The sequence below is a fragment of the Enterobacter cloacae complex sp. P27C genome (genome assembly GCF_014895705.1).
Taxonomy (GTDB): Bacteria; Pseudomonadota; Gammaproteobacteria; order Enterobacterales; family Enterobacteriaceae; genus Enterobacter; species Enterobacter bugandensis.
The window spans coordinates 20,793-35,021 of record NZ_JADBQB010000015.1 but is presented as its reverse complement, the minus strand read 5'-3'; the positions used below and the strand labels follow the sequence as shown (position 1 = coordinate 35,021).

Sequence of the window (14,229 nt, the reverse complement as noted above, 5' to 3'; positions counted from 1 at the left end):
AATTTTAAAAGGGGCTTTTAGCCCCTTTTTTGTCTGGAGAATTTATTATGGCGAAAGAATTTGGTCGCCCACAGCGCGTGGCGCAGGAGATGCAGAAAGAGATTGCGCTTATCCTGCAACGCGAAATCAAAGACCCGCGTATCGGTATGATGACCACCGTCTCTGGCGTGGAAATGTCTCGTGACCTGGCCTATGCCAAAGTGTTCGTGACCTTCCTGAACGATCAGGACGAAGCGGCGGTGAAGAACGGCATTAAAGCACTGCAGGAAGCCTCTGGTTTCATCCGCTCTCTGCTCGGCAAAGCGATGCGCCTGCGTATTGTTCCCGAGCTGACCTTCTTCTACGACAACTCGCTGGTCGAAGGTATGCGCATGTCCAACCTGGTGACCAGCGTGGTGAAACATGACGACGAACGTCGTGTTAACCCGACGGACGACAGCAAGGAGGACTGATGAGTCGTCCTCGTCGTCGCGGTCGCGACGTGCATGGCGTGCTGCTGTTGGATAAACCGCAGGGTGCATCCAGTAACGACGTGCTGCAAAAAGTGAAACGTATTTATAACGCTAACCGTGCGGGCCACACCGGCGCGCTGGATCCGCTGGCGACCGGCATGCTGCCGATTTGCCTGGGTGAAGCGACAAAGTTTTCCCAGTACCTGCTCGATTCCGATAAACGCTACCGCGTTATCGCTAAACTTGGCCAGCGTACGGATACCTCCGACGCGGATGGTCAGGTGGTGGAAGAGCGCCCGGTGACCTTCAGCGCTGAACAGCTTGATGCGGCCCTGGAGAGCTTCCGCGGAGACACGATGCAGGTGCCGTCGATGTATTCGGCACTGAAATATCAGGGCAAGAAGCTCTACGAATATGCGCGCCAGGGAATTGACGTCCCGCGCGAAGCGCGTCCGATAACCGTGTATGAGCTGCTGTTCATTCGCCACGAAGGTGACGAGCTGGAGCTGGAAGTCCACTGTTCGAAAGGGACCTATATTCGCACCATCATCGACGACCTGGGTGAAAAGCTGGGCTGCGGCGCGCATGTGATCTACCTGCGTCGTCTGGCGGTCAGTAAATATCCGGTGGAACGCATGGTGACGCTTGAGCAGCTGCGCGCGCTGGCTGAGCAGGCACAAGCGCAGGGAGTGGAACCAGCAGATTTGCTGGATCCACTGCTGATGCCAATGGACAGTCCGGCAGCGGACTTCCCGATCGTTAATCTTCCTTTAACATCGTCCGTTTACTTTAAGAACGGAAACCCGGTTCGTACGGCGGATGCGCCGCTGGATGGACTTGTACGCGTGACGGAAGGTGACGAAGGGAAATTCATCGGTATGGGCGAAATGGACGGTGAAGGGCGCGTTGCGCCGCGTCGTCTGGTCGTCGAATATCCGGTCGACGCGTGACGGTGATTACGCCTCACCTTGCGATAAGCAGGGGAGACGAGTAGAATATCGCCGCTTAACGCCCGGTAAATTGTTTAACAATCTGCGGGGCGTACATGGGGTCGCTGAATTAGAGATCGGCACCCTTACATTTTTTATACTTTGGAGTTTGAAAATGTCTCTAAGCGTTGAAGCTAAAGCTAAAATCGTTTCTGAGTTTGGTCGTGGTACTAACGACAGCGGTTCTACCGAAGTTCAGGTTGCACTGCTGACTGCACAGATTAACCACCTGCAGGGTCACTTTGCAGAGCACAAAAAAGATCACCACAGCCGTCGTGGTCTGCTGCGCATGGTTTCTCAGCGTCGTAAACTGCTCGACTACCTGAAGCGTAAAGATGTTGCACGCTACACCGCGCTGATCGAGCGTCTGGGTCTGCGTCGCTAAGTCTTGCGAGTTTCAGAAAAGGGGGCCTGATGGCCCCTTTTTTCAACCAGACGGCAGCAATTCAATGGAAACTATTGTATTGTTGCTATAAATGATCTTCATTGCAGAGGTTCGCGCGGCTAATGAGAGGCTTCACCCATGGGGGTGTCGGTTGTCATTAGTCGCGAGGATGCGAAGAAGGTCGGGTTAAATCGACAGCACGCCGGCGGTGTGCTGTCATACATTTAAGAAAGGATAGAATTTTGCTGAATCCGATCGTTCGTAAATTCCAGTATGGTCAACATACCGTCACGCTGGAAACCGGCATGATGGCACGCCAGGCGACTGCTGCCGTTATGGTAAGCATGGATGACACCGCGGTATTCGTGACCGTTGTGGGCCAGAAAAAAGCTAAACCAGGTCAGGACTTCTTCCCGCTGACCGTTAACTACCAGGAGCGTACCTACGCTGCCGGCAAAATCCCGGGTGGCTTCTTCCGTCGTGAAGGCCGTCCAAGCGAAGGCGAAACCCTGATCGCGCGTCTGATTGACCGCCCGGTTCGTCCGCTGTTCCCGGAAGGCTTCGTTAACGAAGTGCAGGTTATTGCGACCGTTGTTTCCGTTAACCCACAGGTTAACCCGGACATCGTTGCGATGATCGGTGCCTCCGCTGCCCTGTCACTGTCTGGTATTCCATTCAATGGCCCAATCGGTGCCGCGCGCGTCGGTTACATCAACGACCAGTACGTGCTGAACCCAACTCAGGAAGAGCTGAAAGAAAGTAAGCTGGACCTGGTTGTTGCCGGTACTGAAGCGGCTGTGCTGATGGTTGAATCCGAAGCTGAACTGCTGAGCGAAGACCAGATGCTGGGCGCTGTGGTGTTCGGTCATGAGCAGCAGCAGATTGTTATCCAGAACATCAACGACCTGGTGAAAGAAGCCGGTAAGCCACGTTGGGACTGGCAGCCAGAAGCAGCAAACGACGCGCTGAACGCACGCGTTGCGGCACTGGCAGAATCTCGTCTGAGCGACGCTTACCGCATCACCGACAAACAGGAGCGTTACGCTCAGGTTGACGCGATCAAATCTGAAGTAACCGCGACCCTGGTTGCCGAAGACGAAACGCTGGACGCTAACGAAATTGGCGAAATTCTGCACGCTATCGAGAAAAACGTTGTTCGTAGCCGCGTACTGGCAGGCGAGCCGCGTATCGATGGCCGTGAAAAAGACATGATTCGTGGTCTGGACGTACGCACTGGCGTACTGCCGCGTACTCATGGTTCTGCGCTGTTCACCCGTGGTGAAACGCAGGCGCTGGTTACCGCAACCCTGGGTACCGCACGTGACGCACAGATCATCGATGAACTGATGGGCGAGCGTACTGACAACTTCCTGTTCCACTACAACTTCCCTCCGTACTCTGTGGGCGAAACCGGTATGGTTGGCTCACCGAAGCGTCGTGAAATTGGTCACGGTCGTCTGGCGAAGCGCGGCGTGCTGGCAGTGATGCCGGAAGCTGACAAATTCCCGTACACCGTTCGCGTGGTTTCTGAAATCACCGAATCCAACGGTTCTTCTTCCATGGCTTCCGTATGTGGTGCCTCTCTGGCGCTGATGGATGCGGGCGTGCCGATCAAAGCCGCCGTTGCGGGTATCGCAATGGGTCTGGTGAAAGAAGGCGACAACTTCGTTGTTCTGTCTGACATTCTGGGTGACGAAGACCACCTGGGTGATATGGACTTCAAAGTAGCGGGTTCCCGCGACGGTATCTCTGCCCTGCAGATGGATATCAAAATTGAAGGTATCACCAAAGAGATCATGCAGGTTGCTCTGAACCAGGCTAAAGGTGCGCGTCTGCACATCCTGGGCGTGATGGAACAGGCTATCAACGCGCCACGCGGTGATATCTCTGAATTCGCTCCGCGTATTCACACCATCAAGATCAATCCAGACAAGATCAAAGATGTTATCGGTAAGGGCGGTTCTGTTATCCGCGCGCTGACCGAAGAGACCGGCACCACCATCGAAATCGAAGATGACGGTACTGTGAAGATCGCAGCAACCGACGGCGAGAAAGCGAAATTCGCTATCCGTCGCATCGAAGAAATCACTGCTGAAATCGAAGTGGGCCGCGTCTACGCGGGTAAAGTGACCCGTATCGTTGACTTTGGTGCGTTCGTTGCCATCGGTGGCGGTAAAGAAGGTCTGGTTCACATCTCTCAGATCGCTGACAAGCGCGTTGAGAAAGTGACCGATTACCTGCAGATGGGTCAGGAAGTGCCGGTTAAGGTTCTGGAAGTTGACCGTCAGGGCCGTATCCGTCTGAGCATTAAAGAAGCAACCGAGCAGTCTCAACCTGCTGCGGCACCGGAAGCTCCGGCTGCTGAACAGCAAGGCGAGTAAGTTGCCATTTGCCCTCCGCTTTGCGGAGGGCCTGTTATCAGGCAGGACGCCTTGTTAAGCCGCCGGGGGACAGGACGTTCATCCAATAGTTGTCTTCGGGAGTGGGAAATGAAGCCTTTTTTGCGCTGGTGTTTCGTTGCGACAGCTTTAACGCTGGCAGGATGCAGCAACTCTGCCTGGCGTAAGAGCGAAGTCCTCGCAGTGCCATTGCAACCGACTTTGCAGCAGGAAGTGATTCTGGCACGCATGGAACAAATACTTGCCAGTCGGGCTTTAACCGATGACGAACGCGCACAGCTTTTATATGAGCGCGGAGTGTTGTATGATAGTCTCGGTCTGAGGGCATTAGCGCGAAATGATTTTTCACAAGCGCTGGCTATCCGACCTGATATGCCTGAAGTATTCAATTACTTAGGCATTTATTTAACGCAGGCAGGCAATTTTGATGCTGCCTATGAAGCGTTTGATTCTGTACTTGAGCTTGATCCAACTTACAACTACGCGCACTTGAATCGCGGTATCGCATTGTATTACGGCGGTCGTGACAAGTTAGCGCAAGATGATCTGCTGGCGTTTTATCAAGACGATCCTAATGATCCTTTCCGTAGCCTGTGGCTTTACATCGTTGAGCGGAAGCTCGATGAGAAGCAGGCAAAAGAAGCACTACAACAGCGCTTCGAGAAATCGGATAAGGAACAGTGGGGATGGAACATTGTCGAGTTCTACCTGGGCAACATTAGCGAAGCAACGCTGATGGAACGCCTCAAGGCGGACGCAACGGATAACACCTCGCTCGCTGAGCATCTCAGTGAAACCAACTTCTATTTAGGTAAGTACTACCTAAGTCTGGGGGATATGGACAGCGCTACGGCACTGTTCAAATTAGCGGTTGCTAACAACGTACATAACTTCGTTGAGCACCGTTATGCATTGTTGGAATTATCGCTCTTGGGCCAGGAGCAAGACGACCTGGCAGAATCGGACCAGCAATAGCTGACGACATAAACATCAGCCCGTAATCTTTTGATTGCCATCACCTTCACTGGTGAGGGCGTTGTTGTTCGTCAATACACCTACTTTGAGCCGGTTCACACTTTTCAATGAAAATTGCTAATCATTTTCACGATGAGCTAAGTAGACTGGCCGCCATTGACATTGAGGCACTCGTACTACATGGCTGAATTCGAAACCACTTTTGCAGATCTGGGCCTGAAGGCTCCTATCCTTGAAGCCCTTAACGATCTGGGTTACGAAAAACCATCTCCGATCCAGGCAGAATGTATCCCGCATCTGCTTTCTGGTCGTGACGTGCTGGGCATGGCCCAGACTGGTAGCGGTAAAACTGCAGCGTTCTCGCTGCCGCTGCTGAACAACATCGATCCGGACCTGCGTGCACCGCAGATCCTCGTCCTGGCTCCAACTCGTGAACTGGCTGTTCAGGTTGCTGAAGCAATGACGGAATTCTCTAAACATATGCGCGGCGTAAACGTGGTAGCCCTGTACGGCGGCCAGCGTTATGACGTGCAGTTACGCGCCCTGCGCCAGGGCCCACAGATTGTCGTCGGTACGCCGGGCCGTCTGCTGGATCACCTGAAGCGCGGTACTCTGGACCTCTCTAAACTGAGCGGCCTGGTACTGGATGAAGCAGATGAAATGCTGCGTATGGGCTTCATCGAAGACGTAGAAACCATCATGGCGCAGATCCCGGAAGGTCACCAGACCGCTCTGTTCTCTGCAACCATGCCAGAAGCGATCCGTCGCATTACCCGCCGCTTCATGAAAGAGCCGCAGGAAGTGCGTATTCAGTCCAGCGTGACCACTCGCCCGGACATCAGCCAGAGCTACTGGTCCGTGTACGGCATGCGCAAAAACGAAGCGCTGGTCCGTTTCCTGGAAGCGGAAGATTTTGATGCGGCGATTATCTTCGTGCGTACCAAAAATGCGACCCTGGAAGTGGCTGAAGCGCTGGAGCGTAACGGCTACAACAGCGCAGCGCTGAACGGCGACATGAACCAGGCCCTGCGTGAGCAGACGCTGGAACGTCTGAAAGACGGTCGTCTGGATATCCTGATTGCAACAGACGTGGCAGCACGTGGTCTGGACGTTGAGCGTATCAGCCTGGTTGTAAACTACGACATCCCGATGGACTCCGAGTCTTACGTTCACCGTATCGGTCGTACCGGTCGTGCGGGTCGTGCTGGCCGTGCGCTGCTGTTCGTTGAGAACCGCGAGCGTCGTCTGCTGCGCAACATTGAACGCACCATGAAGCTGACCATTCCAGAAGCCGACCTGCCAAACGCAGACCTGCTGGGCAAACGCCGTCTGGAAAAATTCGCCGCGAAAGTACAGCAGCAGCTGGAAAGCAGCGATCTGGATCAGTACCGCGCGCTGCTGTCGCAGATCCAGCCTGTCGCTGAAGGCGAAGAGCTGGACATGGAAACTCTGGCTGCAGCACTGCTGAAAATGGCTCAGGGCGAACGTAGCCTGATCGTGCCACCAGATGCACCGATGCGTCCTAAGCGTGAGTTCCGTGACCGTGACGATCGTTTCGAACGTCGTGGCGACCGTAACGACCGTGGTCCACGCGGCGACCGTCCAGAGCGTGGTGGTGAAGACCGTCCACGTCGTGAGCGTCGTGACGCTGGCGACATGGAACTGTACCGCATTGAAGTGGGCCGTGATGATGGTGTTGAAGTTCGTCACATCGTTGGCGCGATTGCTAACGAAGGCGACATCAGCAGCCGTTACATTGGTAACATCAAGCTGTTCGCATCCCACTCTACCATCGAACTGCCAAAAGGCATGCCGGGCGAAGTACTGCAGCACTTTACTCGCACCCGCATCCTGAACAAGCCGATGAACATGCAGCTGCTGGGCGATGCACAGCCACGTCCTGACCGCGGTGGAGAACGTCGTGGCGGTGGTCGCGGTTTCGGCGGCGAGCGTCGTGAAGGCGGTCGCAGTGAAGGTCGCGGTGGTGAAGGTCGTCGTTTCTCCGGCGAGCGCCGCGAAAGCCGTGGCCCACGTCGTGAAGAAGGCACCAGCCGTCGTCGTTTCGGTGACGCGTAAGCCTTTCGCTTCTGACGTAAAGTAAAATATACAGCCCCGATACACGCTATCGGGGCTTTTTTTATTCCCTTTGTACTCTTGTACTGGTACAGTGCATCGCACTAAAATGCAGAACCGCATGATTAACTGGAGAAAAGGCTGTATGGCGACACTAACCACCACCCAAACGTCACCTTCGCTGCTTGGCGGCGTGGTGATCATCGGCGGAACCATTATAGGTGCCGGGATGTTTTCCCTGCCCGTGGTCATGTCCGGTGCGTGGTTCTTCTGGTCGCTGGCCGCGCTGGTGTTCACCTGGTTCTGCATGCTGCATTCCGGCCTGATGATCCTTGAAGCGAACCTGAACTACCGCATTGGCTCCAGCTTCGACACCATCACCAAAGATCTGCTGGGCAAAGGCTGGAACCTGGTGAACGGCCTTTCCATCGCATTTGTGCTCTACATCCTGACCTACGCGTACATCTCAGCAAGCGGCTCGATTCTGCATCACACCTTTTCGGAGATGTCGCTGAACGTTCCGGCGCGTCTGGCGGGACTCTGCTTTGCGCTGGGCGTGGCGTTTATCGTCTGGATGAGCACCAAAGCGGTGAGCCGAATGACGGCGATTGTGCTGGGCGCTAAGGTCATCACCTTCTTCCTGACCTTCGGCAGCCTGCTGGGGCACGTTACGCCCGCCACGCTGTTTAACGTTGCGGAAGTTAATACCTCCTACACGCCGTATCTGCTAATGACTCTGCCGTTCTGTCTGGCGTCGTTCGGCTACCACGGCAACGTGCCGAGCCTGATGAAGTACTACGGCAAGGATCCGCGCACCATCGTGAAGTGCCTGGTCTACGGCACGCTGCTGGCGCTTGGGCTGTACGTCATCTGGCTGCTGGGGACAATGGGCAACATCCCGCGCCCGGAGTTTATCGGCATTGCGCAAAAGGGCGGTAACATTGACGTGCTGGTGCAGGCTCTGAGCGGCGTACTGAACAGCCGCAGTCTGGATCTGCTGCTGGTGGTCTTCTCCAACTTTGCGGTGGCGAGTTCATTCCTCGGTGTGACGCTGGGCCTGTTTGACTACCTGGCAGATCTGTTTGGCTTTGACGATTCTGCGATGGGGCGTTTCAAGACGGCGCTGCTGACCTTCCTGCCGCCGATTGTCGGCGGTCTGCTGTGGCCGAACGGTTTCCTGTACGCCATCGGCTATGCAGGGCTGGCGGCCACCATCTGGGCGGCGATTGTGCCAGCGCTGCTGGCACGTAAATCACGTAAACGCTTCGGCAGCCCGAAATTCCGCGTCTGGGGCGGTAAACCGATGATTGCGCTGATCCTGGTATTTGGGGTGGGTAACGCGCTGGTTCACGTGCTGTCGAGCTTTAACCTGTTGCCTGTGTACCAGTAAACACATTGCCCGGTGGCGCTACGCTCACCGGGCCTACAGGGATCGCGTAGGCCGGATAAGGCGAAGCCGCCATCCGGCAAAAAACTACCCCACCAATTCTTCTTTCACCTGCATTGCCAGGTCAAACGAATGTAAACGCGCCTGGTGATCGAAAATCTGGCCGTTGACCATAATTTCATCCGCCTGCGTTTCACGCAGCACTGCTTCCAGCCCGTGACGCACTTTTGCCTTATCACCCACCAACGACATGCTCAACGCCTGCTGCACGCCATACTGCTCGGAGGCCGACCACAGCTGATGCATATTTTCCACCGGAGGCGGCAACTGGCCCGTCTCGCCGCGGCGCAGCTTCACAAACGCCTGCTGCATAGAGGTAAACATGAATCCCGCGTCGCGATTGCTGTCAGCGGCAATGATGTTGATACACACCATCGCGTACGGCTTCTCCAGACGCTCGGACGGTTTGAAGTTCGTACGGTAGAGGTGCAGCGCCTGATGCAGCATATCCGGCGCGAAGTGGGAGGCGAACGCGAACGGCAGCCCCAGCTGCGCGGCGAGCTGCGCGCTATACAGGCTCGAGCCTAACAGCCACACCGGGATTTTCTCGCCATAGCCCGGCACCGGACGCACGTGCGGGTTCGGATCGCGCGCGTCGAACCAGTCCACCAGTTCCGCCACGTCGCGCGGGAAGTTATCGATATCGCCGCTCATATGGCGGCGCAGGGCGCGCATGGTCGGCTGGTCGCTGCCCGGCGCGCGGCCAAGCCCCAGGTCAATACGGCCCGGATAGAGGGTGTTCAGCGTCCCGAACTGCTCGGCTATCACCAGCGGGGCGTGGTTCGGCAGCATCACGCCACCGGAGCCAAGGTGCAAAGTGGTGGTATTCGCTGCCAGGTAGCCAATCAGCACCGATGTAGCGGCGCTGGCAATGCCGACCATGTTGTGATGTTCTGCCAGCCAGTAGCGGTGATAGCCACGCTTTTCGGCCAGCTGAGCCAGATCGAGAGAGTGCGTGAAGGCTTCTCTTGCCGAGGAGCCTTGTGGGATCGGCGCCAGATCCAGCACCGAAAACGGAATGGTTTTGTCAGTCATAACAGCTCACTTTGTCGACGGTCAATCTTTAATACTGCATTAAAAAATGATAACCGTTGTTAACAAAGTGAGCCTTTTTTAGGCCTGAAGTTCCAGCCCGGCCAGACGTTTCCAGTAACCGTTGCAGTCGCTGTTTGCCGCCAGCGGCAGCGGCGACGCGCCGTTTTCGTTAGCGCGGAAGGCGTCCAGCATCGCGAAAACGCTGGTATCCAGCGGCGACAGGCGCACCATGTCCACCAGCCCGTCCATCGACGCCAGCTCGTTGCCGAGGTTATAGACGTAACCGCTCATGGTCTGAATGCCGTTCAGGACAAACACCTGCTGGTTCTCCTGCGACAGCATGCTGCGCCCGTTCGGGTACTTGATGCAGCAGGTTTCACATTCATCTTTCGGGCGGTCTTCCGATCGCGCGGTGAAGCAGCGGGCAGAGTAGGCCAGCGGCAGATGACCGTAGCTCAGCACTTCCACTTCGAACTGATGGCGAATGCCCAGCTCGTCGCACTGATTCAGCAGGTTTGCCAGCCAGTCACGGGAGAGCTCCACCGGCATGCACCAGCGGGTCATTCCCTGTTTGAGCAGCAGGCGCAGGGTGACGGCGTTATAGCAGTTCAGCGCATGGCCTGCGACAAACGGCAGCCTGCGTTCGGCGCACATGTTCACCACGCCCAGGTCGCTCGCCTCCAGCAGAAACTCACCGTTTTCGACGTAGCGCTTCAGCTCGCCTAGTTCAGAAGAGGCCTGCACCAGCGCGAGCGTTGACAGCACCACCTGCTTGCCGCTCCCGGCCAGGCTTTTCGCCATCTCCAGCCAGTCGCCCACTTTGGTGGCGCGGCGTTTGCTGCATACTGCTTCACCGAGGTAAATCACATCGGCGCTGCTGGTGGCGGCCTGTTGGTAAAAATCTTCCAGCGTCTCTTTTGGCCAGTAGTAGAGCACCGGCCCTAATGAATATTTCATGGTTATCTCACTGCCATTTACGGTGATACGCGCCCAGCGTGGTTTGCGTGCCTTCGGACATCGATCCGAGCGTCTCCATCCACGCCGCCTGTGGGGCGTAGTTCTGCGGGTCCGCCATGCAGCGGTCGATGGCCTGACGCCACACTTTCGCCACCTGGCTCACATAGGCCGGACTGCGCTGGCGACCTTCAATTTTCACCGAGGCAATATTGGCGGCCAGCAGCTCCGGCAGCAGCTCCAGCGTATTAAGGCTGGTGGGCTCTTCCAGCGCGTGGTAGCGCTCGCCGTCGACCAGGTAGCGGCCTTTGCACAGCGTCGGATAACCCGCGTTTTCACCGTCCTGATAGCGGTCGATCAGAACTTCATTCAGACGCGACTCCAGCCCCTGTGGGGTCTGCTGCCAGCGGACGAAGCGGGCAGGGGAGCAGGCCCCGACGGTATTCGGCGATTCACCGGTTAAGTAAGAAGAAAGATAGCAACGGCCTTCGGCCATGATGCACAGACTACCAAAGGCAAAAACCTCCAGCGGCACTGGCGTGACGCGCGCGAGTTGCTTAACCTGATGAATAGAGAGCACGCGCGGCAGCACCACGCGGGCGACGTCAAAGTGTTGATGGTAAAAACGCACCGCCTCTTCGTTGGTGGCAGATGCCTGAACAGAGACGTGGCGCTCAATATGCGGATAGCGTTCTGCCGCATACTCAAGCATGGCGAGGTCGGCCAGGATTAACGCATCGGCGCCCAGCTGTGCTGCCATATCCACCGCGCGCTGCCAGCGGGCGTAGCCGTCAGGGTGGGCAAACGTGTTGATGGCAATATGCAGCTTGCGGCGGTGCTGATGAACGAAGTTAACGGCTTCCTGAAGCTTTTTCTCCGTAAAGTTAAGGCCAGCAAAATGGCGGGCATTGGTGTCATCTTTCAGCCCGATATAGACCGCATCGGCCCCATTCTCGATGGCCGCCTTAAGCGCCGGAAGGTTTCCGGCAGGGCAGAGCAGCTCCATAAATTATCCTGATGTAGTCGATAGCAAAATTGTTAACGAGCTGGGATTTTAATTAACCCATACGCGACAATTTTTGATTTAAGGCAGCTAATGGCGTATTGATGGCACCAATAATGGGGTACGTCCGACGATGGTTTGTTGATTTACGCCGCTATGTTCTGGAACGGATGTGGCAAAATAGCGGGACTATAGCTATCAGGGAGTAAAGCTCGTGCTGGATAAACTGCGTTCACGTCTCGTACAATTCGGTCCATCAATGCTGAGCGTGCCGGTCAGGCTGGCGCCGTTCGCGCTTAAACGCCAGGTGCTGGAGCAGGTTCTGAGCTGGCAGTTCCGTCAGGCGCTGCAGGATGGCGAGCTGGAGTTTCTGGAAGGGCGCTGGTTAAGCATTGAGGTGCGTGACATCGGGCTGCGCTGGTTCACCTCCGTAGAGAACGACCAGCTGATCGTTCGTGAGTCTGCCGTGGCGGACGTGAGCTTTAGCGCCAACGCCAGCGACCTGCTGATGATTGCCGCGCGTAAGCAGGACCCGGACACACTCTTCTTCCAGCGCCGTCTGGTGATTGAGGGCGACACGGAGCTTGGCCTGTACGTTAAGAATTTAATGGATGCCATTGAGCTGGAGCAGATGCCGAAAGCGCTGCGCGTGATGTTGATGCAAATGGCAGATTTTGTTGAGGCGGGGCTGAAATCCCCGCCGGACAGTAAACACACTTCAGTAGGTGAGCCATGCTGATTCGAGTCGAAATAGGGATTGATGCACCGGGTATCGATGCGTTATTACGCCGCGCTTTTGAGAGCGATGCGGAAGCCCAACTGGTCCACGATCTCCGTGAAGACGGCCTGATCACGCTGGGGCTGGTTGCCACCGATGACGAAGGTCAGGTTGTCGGCTATGTTGCCTTCAGCCCGGTGATCGTTCAGGGTGAAGATCTTCAGTGGGTGGGCATGGCACCGCTGGCGGTAGATGAAAACTACCGCGGGCAGGGCCTGGCGCGCCAGCTGGTCTATGAAGGGCTGGACTCGCTGAATGAGTTTGGTTATGCCGCCGTGGTCACGCTGGGCGATCCGGCGTTCTATGGCCGTTTAGGCTTCGAGCAGGCCGCGCATTACGATCTTCGCTGCCGCTGGCCAGGTACCGAATCCGCCTTCCAGGTGCATCGCCTGGCGGATGATGCCCTGAACGGCGTAAATGGTCTGGTGGACTACCACGACCATTTTAATCGCTTTTAATCAGGCTCTCGCGTAGCGCCTCAAAGGAGCCGTCTCCGGTCACGAGGCGCTCCTTCTGGCGCTTCGTTAGCTGCTTAATACGGTACTCCAGCCTGAGTGCCAGCGATCTGTCCCCCACGGCGGCAGAAAAAGCCAGCTGCAGTTCGCCTTTCCCCCGCAGCGCTTTTGCCCCTTTCCCCGTTTGATGTTGTAAAAAACGCCGCGCCACATCGGTGGTGATCCCGGTGTAGAGTGCGTTATCAGCGGTTCGGACAAGATAGAGAAACCAGCACACGGTAAACAGATTCAGTATGTTAAGGTGAACGCACCATAGCATGAGAGAGAGCGAAAATGGAAATACTGGCCGCCATTAACCGCTGGCTGGCAAAGCAGCACGTCGTGACCTGGTGCGTATATAGCGAGGGCGAAATGTGGTGCGCCAACGCCTTTTACTACTACGATCCTGAACGCGTCGCTTTTTACGTCATGAGTGAGGACAAAACGCGGCATGCCCAGATGACCGGCCAGCAGGCAAAAGTGGCGGGCACGGTCAACGGCCAGCCCAAAACCGTCGCGCTGATCCGCGGCGTGCAGTTCAAAGGTGAGATTCGTCGTCTGGAAGGTGAAGAAAGCGACGCACAGCGTAAACGCTACACGCGCCGCTTCCCGGTTGCTGCTGCGCTAAAAGCCCCGGTGTGGGAAATCCGGATTGATGAGCTGAAATTTACCGACAACACCCTGGGCTTTGGCAAGAAGCTTCACTGGCTACGCGCCGAGCAGGCGTAGCGCTTCGCGGTTAAACGCCGGGAGATCGTCCGGGGTCCGGCTGGTGATCAGCTGGTCGTTATCGTTGACCACCTCCTGATCGTAAAACTCGGCCCCTGCGTTTTTCAGATCGATAACGATCGGTTTCACCGCCGTAAGCTTACGCCCGCGGACCACTTCAGCGCTGATCAGCAGCTGCGGGCCGTGGCAGATGGCAAAGACCGGCTTGCCGGTGCCGACGAAGTCACGGGTAAAGGTGACGAAACGCTCGTCCCCGCGCAGGGAATCCGGTGAATGGCCGCCCGGTAACAGCAGGGCGTCGAAATCTGACGGGCTGACGTTATCGATGGACTCATCGATGGTCACGCTGGCTTCGCCCTTGTGGCCCTTCACGGTTTTACCCGCTTCTTTCTCAATGGTGATGACCTCGTGGCCTGCCTTGCGGAATGCCTCAGCTGGTGACGTAAATTCTGAATCTTCAAACTCGTCGGTAATCAAGACTGCGATTTTTTTACCCATGCTTCCTCCGTTGTTTTC

16 protein-coding genes are annotated in these 14,229 nt (G+C 56.3%); 11 read left to right on the top strand and 5 right to left on the bottom strand.

Going from position 1 to position 14,229, the window contains the following annotated elements; all coding sequences use genetic code 11:
* Positions 1-47 precede the first annotated feature (47 nt).
* The 8 genes from rbfA (at position 48) to mtr (ending at position 8,663) form a co-directional block, all read left to right on the top strand.
* Complete coding sequence (rbfA, locus tag IM291_RS20935) at positions 48-452, top strand: 30S ribosome-binding factor RbfA (protein WP_041907887.1); 405 nt, start codon at positions 48-50, stop codon at positions 450-452.
* Positions 452-1,402 (top strand): tRNA pseudouridine(55) synthase TruB, encoded by a 951-nt coding sequence (gene truB / locus IM291_RS20930; RefSeq protein WP_045260076.1) that lies wholly within the window; start codon positions 452-454, stop codon positions 1,400-1,402. The genes rbfA and truB overlap by 1 nt, the downstream gene beginning before the upstream one ends.
* Before the next feature lie 154 nt (positions 1,403-1,556).
* On the top strand, positions 1,557-1,826 hold the full coding sequence (gene rpsO, locus IM291_RS20925) for a 30S ribosomal protein S15 (RefSeq protein ID WP_003861789.1): 270 nt from the start codon (positions 1,557-1,559) through the stop codon (positions 1,824-1,826).
* Between the two features lie 242 nt (positions 1,827-2,068).
* The gene (pnp, locus tag IM291_RS20920; protein ID WP_028014547.1) at positions 2,069-4,207 is read left to right on the top strand and encodes a polyribonucleotide nucleotidyltransferase; all 2,139 of its coding nucleotides are present in this window, start codon (positions 2,069-2,071) and stop codon (positions 4,205-4,207) included.
* 108 nt (positions 4,208-4,315) lie between these two features.
* A complete protein-coding gene (nlpI, locus tag IM291_RS20915) occupies positions 4,316-5,200 on the top strand; it encodes a lipoprotein NlpI (protein WP_028014546.1) in 885 nt (294 codons plus the stop codon).
* A 107-nt stretch (positions 5,201-5,307) separates the two neighbouring features.
* Complete coding sequence (yrbN, locus tag IM291_RS22140) at positions 5,308-5,388, top strand: protein YrbN (RefSeq protein ID WP_100122156.1); 81 nt, start codon at positions 5,308-5,310, stop codon at positions 5,386-5,388.
* Positions 5,381-7,276 (top strand): DEAD/DEAH family ATP-dependent RNA helicase, encoded by a 1,896-nt coding sequence (locus IM291_RS20905; RefSeq protein WP_041907893.1) that lies wholly within the window; start codon positions 5,381-5,383, stop codon positions 7,274-7,276. The genes yrbN and IM291_RS20905 overlap by 8 nt, the downstream gene beginning before the upstream one ends.
* A gap of 142 nt (positions 7,277-7,418) precedes the next feature.
* Positions 7,419-8,663: a tryptophan permease gene (gene mtr, locus IM291_RS20900; RefSeq protein WP_028014544.1), complete on the top strand. Its 1,245-nt coding sequence runs from the start codon at positions 7,419-7,421 to the stop codon at positions 8,661-8,663.
* A gap of 84 nt (positions 8,664-8,747) precedes the next feature.
* Here mtr and IM291_RS20895 read toward each other — a convergent pair whose 3' ends face one another.
* The 3 genes from IM291_RS20895 to IM291_RS20885 form a co-directional block, all read right to left on the bottom strand.
* Positions 8,748-9,755: a luciferase-like monooxygenase gene (locus IM291_RS20895; RefSeq protein WP_192987590.1), complete on the bottom strand. Its 1,008-nt coding sequence runs from the start codon at positions 9,753-9,755 to the stop codon at positions 8,748-8,750.
* Positions 9,756-9,833: 78 nt separating this feature from the next.
* Entirely contained in the window at positions 9,834-10,712 is an 879-nt protein-coding gene (locus IM291_RS20890) for a U32 family peptidase (protein ID WP_041907896.1), read from the bottom strand.
* Positions 10,713-10,719: 7 nt separating this feature from the next.
* Positions 10,720-11,715 (bottom strand): peptidase U32 family protein, encoded by a 996-nt coding sequence (locus IM291_RS20885; RefSeq protein ID WP_014885366.1) that lies wholly within the window; start codon positions 11,713-11,715, stop codon positions 10,720-10,722.
* Between the two features lie 211 nt (positions 11,716-11,926).
* Between IM291_RS20885 and IM291_RS20880 the strand changes: the two genes are divergently transcribed.
* Together IM291_RS20880 and IM291_RS20875 are read left to right on the top strand one after the other, a co-directional pair.
* Entirely contained in the window at positions 11,927-12,451 is a 525-nt protein-coding gene (locus IM291_RS20880) for an SCP2 domain-containing protein (RefSeq protein ID WP_192987589.1), read from the top strand.
* On the top strand, positions 12,445-12,948 hold the full coding sequence (locus IM291_RS20875; RefSeq protein ID WP_028014540.1) for a GNAT family N-acetyltransferase: 504 nt from the start codon (positions 12,445-12,447) through the stop codon (positions 12,946-12,948). Before IM291_RS20880 ends, IM291_RS20875 begins: the two co-directional genes overlap by 7 nt.
* Here the strand turns inward: IM291_RS20875 and IM291_RS20870 are convergent.
* Positions 12,935-13,264, bottom strand: a complete 330-nt coding sequence (locus tag IM291_RS20870) for a GIY-YIG nuclease family protein (protein WP_045260079.1) — start codon at positions 13,262-13,264, stop codon at positions 12,935-12,937. The two genes, IM291_RS20875 and IM291_RS20870, sit on opposite strands and share 14 nt — an antisense overlap.
* 14 nt (positions 13,265-13,278) lie before the next feature.
* On the opposite strand from IM291_RS20870, the gene IM291_RS20865 reads away from it, so the two are divergent.
* Positions 13,279-13,713, top strand: a complete 435-nt coding sequence (locus IM291_RS20865) for a YhbP family protein (protein ID WP_048999527.1) — start codon at positions 13,279-13,281, stop codon at positions 13,711-13,713.
* On the opposite strand, the gene IM291_RS20860 is transcribed toward IM291_RS20865, so the two are convergent.
* Positions 13,693-14,211: a type 1 glutamine amidotransferase domain-containing protein gene (locus IM291_RS20860; protein ID WP_028014537.1), complete on the bottom strand. Its 519-nt coding sequence runs from the start codon at positions 14,209-14,211 to the stop codon at positions 13,693-13,695. The genes IM291_RS20865 and IM291_RS20860 overlap by 21 nt on opposite strands.
* Between the last annotated feature and the right edge of the window lie 18 nt (positions 14,212-14,229).

Coding starts and splice junctions, on each gene's coding strand:
- rbfA (WP_041907887.1), top strand. CDS start 48: ATGGCGAAAGAATTTGGTCGCCCACAGCGCGTGGCGCAGGAGATGCAG.
- truB (WP_045260076.1), top strand. CDS start 452: ATGAGTCGTCCTCGTCGTCGCGGTCGCGACGTGCATGGCGTGCTGCTG.
- rpsO (WP_003861789.1), top strand. CDS start 1,557: ATGTCTCTAAGCGTTGAAGCTAAAGCTAAAATCGTTTCTGAGTTTGGT.
- nlpI (WP_028014546.1), top strand. CDS start 4,316: ATGAAGCCTTTTTTGCGCTGGTGTTTCGTTGCGACAGCTTTAACGCTG.
- yrbN (WP_100122156.1), top strand. CDS start 5,308: ATGAAAATTGCTAATCATTTTCACGATGAGCTAAGTAGACTGGCCGCC.
- IM291_RS20905 (WP_041907893.1), top strand. CDS start 5,381: ATGGCTGAATTCGAAACCACTTTTGCAGATCTGGGCCTGAAGGCTCCT.
- mtr (WP_028014544.1), top strand. CDS start 7,419: ATGGCGACACTAACCACCACCCAAACGTCACCTTCGCTGCTTGGCGGC.
- IM291_RS20895 (WP_192987590.1), bottom strand. CDS start 9,755: ATGACTGACAAAACCATTCCGTTTTCGGTGCTGGATCTGGCGCCGATC.
- IM291_RS20890 (WP_041907896.1), bottom strand. CDS start 10,712: ATGAAATATTCATTAGGGCCGGTGCTCTACTACTGGCCAAAAGAGACG.
- IM291_RS20885 (WP_014885366.1), bottom strand. CDS start 11,715: ATGGAGCTGCTCTGCCCTGCCGGAAACCTTCCGGCGCTTAAGGCGGCC.
- IM291_RS20875 (WP_028014540.1), top strand. CDS start 12,445: ATGCTGATTCGAGTCGAAATAGGGATTGATGCACCGGGTATCGATGCG.
- IM291_RS20870 (WP_045260079.1), bottom strand. CDS start 13,264: ATGCTATGGTGCGTTCACCTTAACATACTGAATCTGTTTACCGTGTGC.
- IM291_RS20865 (WP_048999527.1), top strand. CDS start 13,279: ATGGAAATACTGGCCGCCATTAACCGCTGGCTGGCAAAGCAGCACGTC.
- IM291_RS20860 (WP_028014537.1), bottom strand. CDS start 14,211: ATGGGTAAAAAAATCGCAGTCTTGATTACCGACGAGTTTGAAGATTCA.